This window comes from Aureimonas sp. ME7 (assembly GCF_903970965.1).
Classification (GTDB): domain Bacteria; phylum Pseudomonadota; class Alphaproteobacteria; order Rhizobiales; family Rhizobiaceae; genus Aureimonas.
This window is the reverse complement of record NZ_CAJCKW010000004.1, coordinates 272,251-284,519: the sequence shown is the minus strand read 5'-3', so window position 1 is coordinate 284,519 and position 12,269 is coordinate 272,251. Positions and strand designations below refer to the sequence as shown.

15 protein-coding genes are annotated in these 12,269 nt (G+C 65.1%); 11 read left to right on the top strand and 4 right to left on the bottom strand.

What is annotated here, in order from left to right; translation table 11 throughout:
- Window positions 1-101: 101 nt before the first annotated feature.
- Together cls and H7A85_RS10095 are read left to right on the top strand one after the other, a co-directional pair.
- Window positions 102-1,547, top strand: coding sequence for a cardiolipin synthase (gene cls, locus H7A85_RS10100; RefSeq protein WP_182085799.1), 1,446 nt, complete (start codon window positions 102-104; stop codon window positions 1,545-1,547).
- Window positions 1,548-1,594: 47 nt separating this feature from the next.
- Window positions 1,595-2,128, top strand: a complete 534-nt coding sequence (locus H7A85_RS10095; protein WP_182085798.1) for an alpha/beta hydrolase — start codon at window positions 1,595-1,597, stop codon at window positions 2,126-2,128.
- Between the two features lie 6 nt (window positions 2,129-2,134).
- On the opposite strand, the gene H7A85_RS10090 is transcribed toward H7A85_RS10095, so the two are convergent.
- Together H7A85_RS10090 and H7A85_RS10085 are read right to left on the bottom strand one after the other, a co-directional pair.
- On the bottom strand, window positions 2,135-2,839 hold the full coding sequence (locus tag H7A85_RS10090) for an aldolase/citrate lyase family protein (protein ID WP_182085797.1): 705 nt from the start codon (window positions 2,837-2,839) through the stop codon (window positions 2,135-2,137).
- 65 nt (window positions 2,840-2,904) lie between these two features.
- Entirely contained in the window at window positions 2,905-3,222 is a 318-nt protein-coding gene (locus H7A85_RS10085) for a DUF1476 domain-containing protein (protein WP_182085796.1), read from the bottom strand.
- A gap of 219 nt (window positions 3,223-3,441) precedes the next feature.
- On the opposite strand from H7A85_RS10085, the gene purC reads away from it, so the two are divergent.
- The 9 genes from purC to H7A85_RS10040 all read left to right on the top strand — a co-directional run bounded on the left by purC (window position 3,442) and on the right by H7A85_RS10040 (window position 10,522).
- Window positions 3,442-4,206, top strand: coding sequence for a phosphoribosylaminoimidazolesuccinocarboxamide synthase (gene purC / locus H7A85_RS10080; protein WP_182085795.1), 765 nt, complete (start codon window positions 3,442-3,444; stop codon window positions 4,204-4,206).
- 67 nt (window positions 4,207-4,273) lie between these two features.
- Window positions 4,274-4,516, top strand: coding sequence for a phosphoribosylformylglycinamidine synthase subunit PurS (gene purS / locus H7A85_RS10075; protein WP_182085794.1), 243 nt, complete (start codon window positions 4,274-4,276; stop codon window positions 4,514-4,516).
- Between the two features lie 10 nt (window positions 4,517-4,526).
- Window positions 4,527-5,210, top strand: a complete 684-nt coding sequence (purQ, locus tag H7A85_RS10070) for a phosphoribosylformylglycinamidine synthase subunit PurQ (RefSeq protein ID WP_182085793.1) — start codon at window positions 4,527-4,529, stop codon at window positions 5,208-5,210.
- Window positions 5,207-5,629, top strand: a complete 423-nt coding sequence (locus tag H7A85_RS10065) for a hypothetical protein (RefSeq protein ID WP_182085792.1) — start codon at window positions 5,207-5,209, stop codon at window positions 5,627-5,629. Before purQ ends, H7A85_RS10065 begins: the two co-directional genes overlap by 4 nt.
- Window positions 5,630-5,642: 13 nt before the next feature.
- Window positions 5,643-6,023 carry a hypothetical protein gene (locus H7A85_RS10060; protein ID WP_182085791.1) on the top strand — a complete coding sequence of 127 codons (381 nt, stop codon included), beginning with the start codon at window positions 5,643-5,645 and terminating at the stop codon, window positions 6,021-6,023.
- Between the two features lie 93 nt (window positions 6,024-6,116).
- Window positions 6,117-8,333 carry a phosphoribosylformylglycinamidine synthase subunit PurL gene (gene purL, locus H7A85_RS10055; protein WP_182085790.1) on the top strand — a complete coding sequence of 739 codons (2,217 nt, stop codon included), beginning with the start codon at window positions 6,117-6,119 and terminating at the stop codon, window positions 8,331-8,333.
- 93 nt (window positions 8,334-8,426) lie between these two features.
- A complete protein-coding gene (locus H7A85_RS10050; protein WP_182085789.1) occupies window positions 8,427-8,660 on the top strand; it encodes a BolA family transcriptional regulator in 234 nt (77 codons plus the stop codon).
- Window positions 8,661-8,767: 107 nt separating this feature from the next.
- Complete coding sequence (gene grxD / locus H7A85_RS10045) at window positions 8,768-9,112, top strand: Grx4 family monothiol glutaredoxin (protein ID WP_182085788.1); 345 nt, start codon at window positions 8,768-8,770, stop codon at window positions 9,110-9,112.
- Window positions 9,113-9,259: 147 nt separating this feature from the next.
- Complete coding sequence (locus H7A85_RS10040) at window positions 9,260-10,522, top strand: multidrug effflux MFS transporter (RefSeq protein ID WP_182085787.1); 1,263 nt, start codon at window positions 9,260-9,262, stop codon at window positions 10,520-10,522.
- A 38-nt stretch (window positions 10,523-10,560) separates the two neighbouring features.
- Here the strand turns inward: H7A85_RS10040 and H7A85_RS10035 are convergent, their stop codons facing one another.
- Both H7A85_RS10035 and ttcA read right to left on the bottom strand, forming a co-directional pair.
- Window positions 10,561-11,388: an inositol monophosphatase family protein gene (locus tag H7A85_RS10035; protein WP_182085786.1), complete on the bottom strand. Its 828-nt coding sequence runs from the start codon at window positions 11,386-11,388 to the stop codon at window positions 10,561-10,563.
- A complete protein-coding gene (gene ttcA / locus H7A85_RS10030; RefSeq protein WP_182085785.1) occupies window positions 11,385-12,266 on the bottom strand; it encodes a tRNA 2-thiocytidine(32) synthetase TtcA in 882 nt (293 codons plus the stop codon). Before ttcA ends, H7A85_RS10035 begins: the two co-directional genes overlap by 4 nt.
- Window positions 12,267-12,269 lie beyond the last annotated feature (3 nt).

Genomic DNA, 12,269 nt, shown 5'->3' with positions numbered 1-12,269 from the left:
GCGCCCGCCCTCGCCTCGAAGTTGCCCGCGCCCATATCGTCGGAAGGGGGCCGATACAAGGCGCCCGAAGCGTGCCGCCGAGTTTCGAGGTTCGAAAGTGAATGGTTGAATTCTTCGACGGAACGCTTCTGCCGATGGCGCTTTCGTTCCTGAGCTGGGCCATTCTGATCGGCGCCGTGATCTACATCCCGTTTCGCCGCAGCCCCGTGGCGGCGCAGGCTTGGCTGCTCCTCTTCTTCTTCCTACCCTGGGCCGCGCTCCTCGTTTATCTCGCGGTCGGCAACGCCCGCCATCCGAAGTGGCGGCGGGATCGGATCGAGCGCGTTCCCGACATCATCCGCAAGGCGATCAACCACATCACGCTGGAAAGCATGGGCGGCATGCGCACCCTGCGCCCGCACCACCGGATGACCGCACATCTCGTCCATCGGATCGGGCGTTTTCCAAGCCTTGCCGACAACCGCATCGTTCTGGATGCAGACTACAACCGCGTGGTTGACCGGATCGCCGCCGATATCGACTCCGCGCGTCACCACGCGCATGTGATGGTCTACATTCTTCAGAACGATCAGGCCGGCAACAAGGTGTTGAACGCCTTGGAGCGAGCGGCTGCGCGGGGGGTGAAGTGCCGCCTCCTGATCGACGCCGTCGGCTCTTCGCGAGACCGCCGAGCAATCGCCAAGCGCCTAGAGGGAACCGGCGTCGAGCTACGCCTGATCCTGCCTTTGCGATTCTGGAACCAGGCGACGCGGATGGACCTGCGAAACCATCGCAAGATCGTGGTGGTGGATGGCCGGATCGGCTGGGTCGGCTCGCAGAACATGCACCGCATCGAGTACGAGCCGAAGACGTTCTACCGCGAGCTGATGGCGCGCGTCGAAGGGCCGGTCGTTCTCGAACTGCAGGCGATCTTCATCGGCGATTGGTATCTCGAAACGAACGAAGATATTGCTTCGCACGAGTTGATGCCCGCTCCCGGCCCCCCATCGGCCGACCATACCGCGACGGCGCAGGTGCTTCCCTCGGGCCCCGACTACCCGGACGCCGGGGTCGATATCCTGTTCACCGACCTGATCTACAGCGCTCGGCACCGCGTGGTTCTGGCGACCCCCTACTTCATCCCCAACGAACCGCTGCTTTTGGCCATGCGCACGGCCGTCTCCAAGGGTGTGCGGGTCACGCTGTTCGTCACATCCACCACCAACAGCCTGCTAATCGACCGGGCCCAACAGTCCTATTACGACGAGCTTCTGGAAGCCGGCGTCGAGGTCATGCTGTATCGCGAGCGTTTCCTGCATGCCAAGCACCTCTCGATCGACGACGACATCGCCGTGATCGGCTCAGCCAACATGGACCGGCGCTCGTTCGAGCTGAATTCGGAAGTCACGCTGATCAGCTACAGCGAGGATACGGTCCGCGACCTGCGCGCGATCGAGGACGACTATCGGTCCAAGAGCCATCGCCTGCGTCTTGAGAAGTGGCAGAAGCGCGGCTTCTTCATCCAGCTCGGAGAAAACGTGACGCGCCTGATCAGCCCCCTTCTCTGAAACCCCCGCGACTTGACATCCCCCGTCCCGCTTCGCATCTGCCGACGATGCGAGTTTCAGAAGTCGATATCCTGATCGTTCCGGGCGCCGACGGCGCGTCGGAGCAGCATTGGCAGTCCAGATGGGAGGCCAAGCTTCCCACCGCCAGCCGCGTCGTGCCGGCGGGAGCGGGTGACGCGGAGGCCTGGTCGAGATCGGTGGCGGATGCCGTCAACGCCGCCACGCGTCCGAGCGTGATCGTCGCCCACGCCCTCGGCGTCGCGGCGGCGGTCGGCGCCATTCCGCAGCTGACGAAACCGGTCGTTGGCGCTTTCTTCGTGGCACCCGTCGATCTCAGCGAACCGCGGGCGGGCTTCCCGGCCTATTCGAACGATCCCCTGCCGTTTCCATCCATCGTGGTGGCCAGCCGCAACGATCCGGCAGGTGCGTTCGAAGCGGCGGAGGATATCGCCGCCTCCTGGGGTTCGCTTTTTATCGACGCGGGAGAATCGGGCGGCATCGACCATCAAAGCGGTCATGGCCCTTGGCCGGAGGGTCTTCTCACCTTCGGCAAGTTCCTGTCTCGGTTGCCCGCAAGCTGATTGAGGCTATCGCGCGCCGCGAAACTCGTTGACGACGCGCCGGCAGCCCTCCTTGAGAATGCCGAGATCGGACGCGACCCCGATCAACTGGCAGCCCATCGCCGCATAGCGGTGCGCGTCGGCCGCGCTGAGCGCGTAGATCGCGGCGGCCTTGCCGGCCTCGCGAGCCTTTCGAACGATCTCGCCGATCTGCCGATCCGTTCCTTCGCCGTTGGGGTCCAGCACTCCGTCCCCGATCGCCAGGGACAGATCGGACGGGCCGACGAAGATGCCGTCGAGTTCCGGCACGGCCAGAATGGCGTCCAGCTCGGCCAGAGCCGAGGCCGTTTCGATCATCGCGAAGGACACGACGCTGCGCCCTGCCTCGTCGAGATAGGCACGGCCCGACCCGTAGCCCAGAAGGTCGGCCGCTCGGGTCGGGCCGAAGGAGCGCGTTCCCTCCGGCATGTAGCGAAGGGACTTGGCAAAACGGCTGGCTTCCTCAGCGCTTTCCACCATGGGCAGAATGATGCCCGCAGCGCCAAGGTCCGCCATGCGGCCCGCCGATGCGAGATCGCCGGGCGCGACGCGAACGATCGCGGGTTTGCCGAGAAAGGCCGCACGCGCACAGCCCTCGCGCAATTCCGAGAAACCCTGCATTCCGTGCTGCCCGTCGAGCACGATCGAATAGAAGCTGCGCAGGAGCACTTCCTGCACCACTGGATCGCTCAAGGTGGACCAGCCGGAAAGAACGGGCTCCCTGCGTTTAAACAGTTCACGAAGGCCGACGGGCATCCTCAGGACGCCGCGATCTGCTTCTCCGCCTCTTCGAGACTTTCGGAATAGTGGCGCTCGATCTGATGGTCCGACTGCTGGACGCCGGCCGAGCGGAAGTCTTGACGGATCCGGTCGATCACGTCCTTCGAACCGCGAGCCCCCAGGTCGAGCTGAACGAGGGCCGCCGCATAGGCGTCCGCCTCCGCTCCCGCGTGGCCGAGCTTGCCGGCCGCCCAAAGGCCGAGGAGCTTGGTCGCGCGCGCTTCGATGCGGAACTTGCGGTCCTGGTCGTGAGCATAGCGGGACTCGAAATCCTGGCCACGATCGTTCAGCGACATGCGTTCGTCCTTTCCATTCCGGTCTGTTCGTCGGGTGGGTAGGCTAGCGGCCTCGGTCGCGATGTCCAGCCGACTTTCCGGTTGTCAGGAGGCCTTAAGACCCCGTCAATTCGGGTTTGCGATTGTTTAGGGCGGGTGTTTGGTCTATTCACCCGCGGGAGACATATGGTTTTTAGCGGGTCGGGCCTCGACTCGCCTTTTTGCGATCAGGCAACATTCATGACACGTCGCCGCCGTATCTACGAAGGCAAGGGCAAGATCCTCTACGAAGGCCCGGAGCCCGGCACCCTCGTTCAGTTCTTCAAGGACGACGCCACCGCCTTCAACAAGAAGAAGCACGAGGTGGTGGACGGCAAGGGCGTCCTCAACAACCGCATCTCCGAATACATCTTCAGCCATCTCAACCGGATCGGCATCCCGACCCACTTCATTAAGCGGCTCAACATGCGCGAGCAGCTGATCAAGGAAGTCGAGATCATTCCGCTCGAAGTGGTGGTGCGCAACGTCGCGGCGGGCTCGCTCGCCAAGCGCCTCGGCATCGAGGAAGGCACCGTGCTGCCGCGCTCGATCATCGAATTCTACTACAAGGCCGATCAGCTCGACGACCCGATGGTGTCGGAAGAGCACATTACGGCCTTCGGTTGGGCGAGCCCGCAGGAAATCGACGACATCATGGCGCTCGCCATCCGCGTCAACGACTTCCTGTCCGGCCTGTTCCTCGGCGTCGGCATCCAGCTCGTGGACTTCAAGATCGAGACCGGCCGCCTGTTCGAGGGCGACATGATGCGCATCATCGTGGCCGACGAGATCTCGCCCGACTCCTGCCGCCTGTGGGATGTCCAGACGCAGGACAAGCTCGACAAGGACCGGTTCCGCCGCGACATGGGCGGCCTCGTCGAGGCTTACCAGGAGGTCGCCCGGCGCCTCGGCATCATGAACGAGAACGAGCCGCCCCGCCCTTCCGGGCCGGTGCTGGTGAAGTGACGCGTCGTCCTGCGTCGCAACCGGCGCCGGCACTGAGACTGGTTTACTCGCAAGGCAGGCAGAAAACGTGATCAAGGCCCGTATCGTCGTCACCCTGAAGAACGGCGTCCTCGACCCGCAGGGCAAGGCCATCGAAGGCGCTCTCGGCACGCTCGGCTTTTCGGGCGTGGGCGGCGTTCGCCAGGGCAAGGTCTTCGACGTCGAGGTCGAGGGCTCCGACCGCGCGAAGGCCGAAGCCGACCTGAAGGCCATGTGCGAGAAGCTCCTGGCCAACACGGTGATCGAGAACTACGCGGTCGAGCTCGCCTAAGGATCCGTCCATGAAGTCCGCCGTCGTCCTCCTGCCGGGCCTCAACCGCGACCGCGACATGATCGCGGCGCTGACGGGCATCGCCGGCCGCCCCCCCGTCACCGTCTGGCAGACCGAGACCGAGATTCCGGACGTGGATCTCATCGTCGTTCCCGGCGGCTTCTCCTTCGGCGACTATCTGCGCTGCGGCGCCATCGCCGCCCGCTCGCCCGTCATGCAGGCGGTGGCGCGCAAGGCGGCCGAAGGGGTCGCGGTCCTGGGTGTCTGCAACGGGTTTCAGATCCTGTGCGAAGCCGGCCTCCTGCCCGGCGCGCTCATGCGCAACACGAGCCTCCGGTTCGTCTGCCGCGAAGTGAAGCTCCAGGTGGCGAACGCTCAGACGCGATTCACGACGGGCTACGCACAGGACCAGATCATCCGCTGCCCCGTCGCCCATCATGACGGCAACTACTTCGCCGACGCCGACACGCTCGCGCGGCTGGAAGACAACGGGCAGGTCGTGTTCCGCTATGCCGAGGGAACCAACCCCAACGGCGCCATCAACGACATCGCCGGCATCGTCAACGATCGCGGCAACGTGCTCGGCATGATGCCCCACCCCGAAAACCTCGTCGAGCCGGAGCACGGGGGAACGGACGGGCGCGCCTTGTTCGAAGGCGCGCTAGGTCTGGTCAGCCGAGGGATCGCGGCTTGAAACAGCTCGGCCTCGGCGGTAGGACGATCTCCGGAGCGGCGCTGATCGGGCTCGCGCTCATTGCCGGCTGCGCCTCGCCCGCGCCTCAGGCACCGGCCCGCGCTCCGCAACGCGCCGATACCGGTCTCGATCGAATGGAGCGGCTGACGCTCGCGGCCAATCGCTGCTGGTTCAAGTCGCGCGATCCGGCGTTCGCCGCCTACAGCCTTGCGCCAGAGCTGTCCTCCTTCTCCGGCAAGCCTCGCTTCCTTCTGGTGCCCAAGGGGCGCCTTGAAGCGCGTCCGCTCCTCGTCGTCGAAGGCCAGCGCGGATCCTCGGAGGTTTCGACCTACGGGCCGCTTCTGGCATCGCCGCTGCGCGCTCGCCTCGAAGCGGACATCGATCGCTGGCGTTCCGGATCCTCCAGCTGCGATGCCTGATCGTCCGGCTTCGATGCGCGAAATCGGCGTTGTGATTCTCGCCGTCGCGGGCAGCCTGCTGGCGGGATGCCGCACCGATGCCGCCCCCGTACCCGCGAGCGCCGGAGCGCCGAACGCGGCGGAGGTGCGCTATATCAACGAAACCGGCCGTGCCATCTATCGGGGTCGCCCTTTCGAGCGCAGCCGTGGCTTCGTCTCCGCCGGATTCGCATCGGGATATGCCGTCTGTCTGCGTGCGCCGATGCAGGGTGGTCGTTTCGATCATACGCTTCTGATCCTCCAGCGGCGCATCGACGGGGCCGTCAGCCAGGTCGAGGACGACGCAACGATCCTTCGTGCCGCATCCGATGTCGGTGCTTGCCGCAACCGGACGGATTGGGTACCGGCGAGATGAGACGCCCCACACACTCGCATTTCGCGTGCGCGGCACCGCGCTGCTGACGCAAAACCCTACGCTTTCCCTTCCGCCGCCCGAACCGGAGGCAATATGGCCGATATCCAGATCACCCCCGAGCTCGTCTCCAGCCATGGTCTGAAGCCGGACGAGTACGACCGGATCCTCGGCCTGATCGGACGCGAGCCGACGATCACCGAACTCGGCATCTTCTCGGCGATGTGGAACGAGCACTGCTCCTACAAGTCGTCCAAGCGCTGGCTACGCACGCTGCCGACGAAGGGTGCGCGCGTCATCCAGGGTCCGGGCGAGAATGCCGGCGTCGTGGATATCGGCGACGGGGACTGCGTGGTCTTCAAGATGGAGAGCCACAACCACCCCTCCTATATCGAGCCCTACCAGGGTGCGGCGACGGGCGTCGGCGGCATCCTGCGCGACGTGTTCACCATGGGCGCGCGCCCCATCGCAGCCATGAACGCGCTCCGCTTCGGCGCACCGGATCACCCGAAGACCCGTCACCTCGTCGCCGGCGTCGTCGCGGGCGTCGGCGGATACGGCAATTCGTTCGGGGTGCCGACGGTCGGCGGCGAGGTGAACTTCCATCCGCGCTACAACGGCAACTGCCTCGTCAACGCGTTTGCGGCCGGTCTCGCGAAGACGGACGCGATCTTCTACTCCAAGGCGGAGGGCGTCGGCCTGCCCGTCGTCTATCTCGGCGCCAAGACGGGCCGCGACGGGGTCGGCGGGGCCACCATGGCCTCGGCGGAGTTCGACGAGAAGATCGAGGAGAAGCGCCCGACCGTGCAGGTCGGCGACCCATTCACCGAGAAGTGTCTGCTCGAAGCCTGTCTCGAACTGATGGCGACGGGCGCCGTCATCGCGATCCAGGACATGGGCGCCGCCGGCCTCACCTGCTCGGCGGTGGAAATGGGCGCGAAGGGCGATCTCGGCATTGAGCTCGACCTCAACAAGGTGCCCGTTCGCGAAGAGCGGATGACACCTTACGAAATGATGCTCTCGGAAAGCCAGGAGCGCATGCTCATGGTGCTGCGACCCGAGAAGCACGAGGAGGCCGAGGCCATCTTCGTGAAATGGGGCCTCGACTTCGCCGTCGTCGGCAAGACGACGGACGACCTCCGCTTCCGCATTCTGTTCGACGGCGCCGAAGTCGCCAACCTACCGATCAAGGAACTCGGCGACGAAGCCCCCGAATACGACCGCCCGTGGACCGAGCCGAAGGCTCCCATCGCAATCTCGGCCGCCGACATCGCGGAGCCGACGGACTACGGCGCCGCTCTCCTGCGCATCATGGGCTCGCCCGACATCGCCTCGCGCCGCTGGGTGTTCGAGCAGTACGACACGCTGATCCAGGGCAACTCGATGCAGCGCCCGGGCGGCGACGCCGGCGTCGTTCGGGTCGACGGCCACGCGACGAAGGCACTGGCCTTCTCGTCCGACGTGACGCCGCGCTACTGCGAGGCCGATCCCTATCAGGGCGGCGCTCAGGCGGTCGCCGAGTGTTGGCGCAACCTGACGGCCGTCGGCGCCGAGCCGCTGGCGGCGACCGACAACCTCAATTTCGGCAATCCCGAACGCCCGGAGACGATGGGGCAGTTCGTCAAGGCAGTGCAGGGCGTCGGGGCGGCGTGCGAGGCGCTGGGCTTCCCAATCGTGTCCGGCAACGTGTCGCTCTACAACGAGACGCAGGGCCAGGCGATCCTGCCGACCCCGACCATCGGCGGCGTCGGGCTGATCGACGATCGCACGAAGACGGCGACGATCGGCGGCTGGCAGGAGGGCGACGCGATCGTCCTCGTCGGGGCGGACGGAAGCCATCTCGGCGCTTCCATCTTCCTGCGCGAGATCGCGGGGCGCGAGGACGGCGGCGCGCCGGTGGTCGATCTCGGCGCTGAAAAGGCGCATGGCGACGCGGTGCGCGGGCTGATCCGCGCCGGGCATGCCAGCGCCTGCCACGACCTGTCGGACGGCGGGCTGGCCGTCGCACTCGCCGAAATGTGCATCGCTTCGGGTAAGGGCGCACAAGTAGCGCTCGGCGAAGGTGCGCGGCATGCGCTGCTCTTCGGCGAGGATCAGGCTCGCTACCTCGTTTCCGTGCCGGCGGATGGCGCGGATGCGCTGGAGGTGGGTCTCGGCGCCCTTCCCCATCGCCGCCTCGGCACGGTCGGTGGTTCGGCGCTGGAGATCGCAGGCGTCCTGTCGGTCACGGTCGAAGACCTGACCATCGCCCATGAAAGCTGGTTCCCGGACTTCATGTCCGGCGCCGTCGCCTCCGAGGCGGCTGCCGCCTGACCCGCCAACGATCGATTGCCGATCGTTCGGATCGGCTTTAGCTTGAAGTCGACGGTCGCGCCGCACGAGCGACCGCCGGCAGGAGACGCACCTATGCCTATGAACGCCCACGACATCGAACAGATGATCAAGGACGCCATTCCCGACGCCACCGTCACCATTCGCGATCTGGCCGGCGACGGAGACCACTACGCGGCGGAGGTCGTCGCCGAAAGCTTCCGAGGCAAGTCGCGCGTGCAGCAGCATCAGATGGTCTATCAGGCGCTGCAAGGAAACATGGGCGGTATTCTCCATGCACTGGCGCTGCAGACCAGCGCGCCGAAATAGAGCTGCGGCTGTGGCCAATCTTTAAACCGGGGCCGGCACACCGTATGTGTGTTCGAGAGCGCGCCGCGCCACCGCCATTCAAACTTGACCAAGCGACGGGATCTTCCATGACCGGCATCATCGACTGGATCGACAACGAGGTGAAGACGAACGATGTGATCGTCTTCATGAAGGGAACGCCGGACTTTCCGCAGTGCGGGTTCTCGGGTCAGGTCGTTCAGATCCTGAACTATCTCGGCGTGGACTATAAGGGCGTCAACGTTCTGTCGTCGGACGATCTGCGCAACGGCATCAAGGAATACGGCTCCTGGCCGACGATCCCGCAGGTCTACGTGAAGGGCGAGTTCGTGGGCGGCTGCGACATCCTGCGCGAGATGTTCCAGGCCGGCGAACTCCAGGACTTCTTCACCGACAAGGGCGTGGCCGTCCAGGCCGCCTCGCCCGCGGCCTGAAGGGTCCGGTTTCAAAGGTTTCGAGAAGGCCCGTTCGATCCGAGCGGGCCTTTTTCGTTGGCCGATGGAAACCTCAAGTTCATCAGGGTTCCTTGCTTTCCTGAAGCGAAGGGATAGAAGGATCCGTCCTTACGAAAGATCGACCCGATGACGAACGCGCCGAAGACCGTGCGTGGGCTCCCCTATTGGGAGCTCGTGACGCTGATCGCCTGCATCATGGCCCTAAACGCAGCCGCGATCGATATCTTCATTCCCGCCCTGACCAACATCAGCCAGACGCTGCAACTGGCCGATCCCAACCGCGCACAGTTCGTGATCTCGTCCTACGTGATGGGCTTCGGGATCGCACAGATCATCTACGGAACCCTGTCGGACCGGTTCGGGCGGCGGCCGGTGCTCCTGTTCGGCCTTCTCGTCTACGTCGCGGCCTCGGTGTTCGCGACGTTCTCGACGACATTCGGCATGCTCCTCGCGCTGCGCGCGCTGCAGGGCATCGGCGCGGCGGCGACCCGCGTCATCGCGGTTTCGGTGGTGCGGGACTGTTTCGGCGGCGCGCGCATGGCGAGCGTGATGTCGCTCGTGATGATGATCTTCATGGCGATCCCGGTGCTTGCCCCCAATCTCGGTCAGTTGTTCCTGTTCGTCGGCGACTGGCACCTGATCTTCTGGGGCGTCGCTGCGTTCGGCGCTTTCGTAACGCTCTGGACCTATCTCCGCTTGCCCGAGACGCAGCATCCAGAAGATCGGCTCCCGCTGACCTTCAGTCGCGTTCGCCACGCGTTCGGCGTTGTCCTAACCAATCGGCGTGCCTTCGCCTATACCTTGTCCACGGCGCTGATCTTCGGCGTCCTCTTCGCCTTCATTAACCAGGCGGAGCAGATCTACGTTTCGGTCTACCAGCTCGGACCGGAGTTCACCCTCTACTTCTCGGCGGGCGCCATCTTCATGGCCGTCGCTTCGTTCAGCAACTCGCGCCTTGTCGAGCGGTTCGGGATGCGGCACCTATCGCATGGCGCCCTGTGCATCTTCCTGGGGCTCAACATCCTGCATCTGGCGATCGCGCTGCTTTACGGCGGCGTTCCACCCTTTGCGGTCTATCTGCCGATGACGATCCTGTCGCTCTGCATGTTCGGCTTCATCGGCACGAACTTCAACGCCTTGGCGATGGACCCACTCGGCCATGTCGCAGGTACGGCCTCGTCGGTCCTCGGCTTCATGCAGACCTTCGGCGGCGGCGTACTCGGCGCCTTGATCGGCTATCTCTACAACGGAACGCTGATCCCGCTTCTAGCCGGCTACGTCGCGCTATCGATCGGCGCGTTCATCTGTGCTCTCGTGGCCGAGAACGGACGGTTGTTCCGCGACCCGGCGGAGAAGCGAAGCGTCGGCGAAACGGCATTTGTAGAATAAAAGGAGGGCGGCACCCTCGGGGTGCCGCCTTCGTCGTTTCAAGCCGTGATATCGCGGCCGACCAGCTCGCGGACGGCCCTCCAAGTTTCGGCATCCGGCGCGGTCAGGAGGCCGCCGCCCGTGTCGGTCGGGAGGTAGCGCGACCCGTCCAGCTTGCGCACGTAGCCTCCAGCCTCCTCGATTAGGAGCGTGCCGGCCAGGTGATCCCACGGCATGAGCTTCAGGTAGAACTGAAAGTGGATGCTGCCCGACGCCACCAGACGGTACTCGTGCGCGGCCGTACGGTAGTTCGCGAGGATGCGAATATCGGCGAGACGCGACAGGAGCAGCCGACGCTGCTCGAGCGGCAGGAAGCTCGACGACGCCACCCCGAACAGCTCGTCGATCGGCGCCGGCGCGGCGACTGCCAGACGCTGACGATCACCGGCGGGTCGAACGAAGTGGGCACCACTTCCCTTTTCGGCGATCATGAAGTCGTCGCCGAGCGGATCGTAGATGATGCCGCCGATCGTCTCGCCCTTGGACACCACAGCCGCCATGACGCCGAACAGCGGCGCACCCATCGCGTAGTTGGCGGTCCCGTCGATCGGATCGACGATGATGGAGAGATCGGCCTTGCCGATCTCGGCCAGCAGCGCCGGGTCGGCCGCGACGCTTTCCTCGCCCACAAAAAGCGCGTTTGGAAACGCGCCCGAACAGGCATCCTTGATGAAGCGCTCGGCCGCCTCGTCCGCCTCGGTCACGAGATCGATGGCCGAGGTCTTCTCGCGGATGTCGCCCTCGTCCAGTCGGCGGAAGCGCGGCATGATTTCGGCGGCGGCGGCGTCGCGCAGGATCGTGGCAAGCGTATCGATATCAAAGGTCACGTCGGGGCATCCGTTCGGGGCTGGAGACTGGTGAAGTCGAAGAGCGAGGTATCGAGGAGATGGCTCGCGCGCACGTTGGCGAGCGAGCGGGCGATCGTTTCCTTGCGGCCGGGAAAGCGCTGCTCCATGTCGGAGAGGAACGTCTTCATCGCATTCCGCTGCAGCCCGTCCTGGCTGCCGCAGAGATCGCAGGGGATGATGGGAAAGCGCATGGCGCTCGCAAAGCGCGCGATGTCGTCTTCGCCCGAGCGGATCAACGGGCGCAGAACCGTGAGGTCCCCCTCGTCGTTCAGAAGCTTGGCAGGCATGGCCGAGAGCTTGCCGCCGTGGAACATGTTGAGGAAGAAGGTTTCCAGGCTGTCGTCGCGGTGGTGGCCTAGGACCAGCGCCTCGCAGCCTTCCTCGCGTGCGATGCGATAAAGGTTGCCGCGCCGAAGGCGCGAACAGAGCGAGCAGTAGGTCGCTCCCGCAGGCACCTTTTCCTTCACGATCGAGTAGGTGTCGCGATACTCGATCCGATGCCGGATGCCATGCGCGCTGAGCCATTCCGGCAGAATGTGCTTCGGGAAGTTCGGCTGACCCTGGTCGAGATTGCAGGCTAGAAGCTCGACGGGGAGCATACCCCGCCATTGCAGATCGAGGAGCAACGCCAGGAGAGAATAGGAATCCTTGCCGCCGGAAATCCCGATCAGCCAGCGCGCGCCCGGGCGAGCCATGGCGTGGGTTTCGATCGTGTCGCGCACCTCGCGCAGGAGGCGCTTGCGCAGCTTCTTGAAGGAAACGGTGTCCGGTGCGTCCCGGAACAGGGCATGCGCCCCGGTCCCCTCGTGGGTCTCGGACGCCTCGTCGGCTTCGTGAACTGGCGCTTCATCCAGCATCGG

Coding starts and splice junctions, on each gene's coding strand:
- ttcA (WP_182085785.1), bottom strand. CDS start 12,266: ATGCTGGATGAAGCGCCAGTTCACGAAGCCGACGAGGCGTCCGAGACC.
- H7A85_RS10060 (WP_182085791.1), top strand. CDS start 5,643: ATGCGCGAAATCGGCGTTGTGATTCTCGCCGTCGCGGGCAGCCTGCTG.
- purL (WP_182085790.1), top strand. CDS start 6,117: ATGGCCGATATCCAGATCACCCCCGAGCTCGTCTCCAGCCATGGTCTG.
- cls (WP_182085799.1), top strand. CDS start 102: ATGGTTGAATTCTTCGACGGAACGCTTCTGCCGATGGCGCTTTCGTTC.
- H7A85_RS10095 (WP_182085798.1), top strand. CDS start 1,595: ATGCGAGTTTCAGAAGTCGATATCCTGATCGTTCCGGGCGCCGACGGC.
- purC (WP_182085795.1), top strand. CDS start 3,442: ATGACACGTCGCCGCCGTATCTACGAAGGCAAGGGCAAGATCCTCTAC.
- H7A85_RS10085 (WP_182085796.1), bottom strand. CDS start 3,222: ATGTCGCTGAACGATCGTGGCCAGGATTTCGAGTCCCGCTATGCTCAC.
- grxD (WP_182085788.1), top strand. CDS start 8,768: ATGACCGGCATCATCGACTGGATCGACAACGAGGTGAAGACGAACGAT.
- H7A85_RS10040 (WP_182085787.1), top strand. CDS start 9,260: ATGACGAACGCGCCGAAGACCGTGCGTGGGCTCCCCTATTGGGAGCTC.
- purQ (WP_182085793.1), top strand. CDS start 4,527: ATGAAGTCCGCCGTCGTCCTCCTGCCGGGCCTCAACCGCGACCGCGAC.
- H7A85_RS10050 (WP_182085789.1), top strand. CDS start 8,427: ATGCCTATGAACGCCCACGACATCGAACAGATGATCAAGGACGCCATT.